Below are 526 nucleotides of genomic sequence, written 5' to 3'. Positions count from 1 at the left end.
ACATCTGCCTCAGCACTTTCTTATCTATCTTTCCAACACTGGTTTTGGGTATCTCGTCAACGATCTCAAATCTGTCTGGCACCGCCCATTTGGTTATCTTCCCCTCATCCACGAACTTCATCAAATGCTCTCTTAGCTCCTCCTGTGTTGGCTTCTCTCCCGGCATCGGTACTATGATTGCCAGTGGTCTCTCACCCCATTTCTCGTCCGGGATACCGATTACAGCAACCTCCCTTACCTTGGGGTGAAGGCTGAGGAGGTTTTCAAGGGTGAGAGTTGAGATCCACTCTCCACCGCTTTTGACCACATCCTTGAGCCTGTCAACGATGGTTATGTATCCTTCCTCATCCATAACCGCTATATCGCCCGTGTGGAGCCATCCGCCGGCCCAGAGCTCCTTTGTTTTTTCCGGATCCTTCAGGTAGGTGTCGGTGAGCCAGGGGGCCCTGACCACTATCTCGCCCATGTCCTTCTCATCGGGTTTGACGTCTGTGAAGTCGTCGTGGATGACTCTGACGTATACAAG

1 protein-coding gene is annotated in these 526 nt (G+C 51.9%); it reads right to left on the bottom strand.

Annotated features, from left to right (window positions below; translation table 11 throughout):
• The coding region (locus tag JFQ59_RS12340) for an AMP-binding enzyme (protein WP_202320810.1) at positions 1-526 on the bottom strand (526 nt) is incomplete at both ends.

The sequence above is a fragment of the Archaeoglobus neptunius genome (assembly GCF_016757965.1).
Classification (GTDB): domain Archaea; phylum Halobacteriota; class Archaeoglobi; order Archaeoglobales; family Archaeoglobaceae; genus Archaeoglobus; species Archaeoglobus neptunius.
This window is presented reverse-complemented; position numbering and strand designations above follow the sequence as displayed.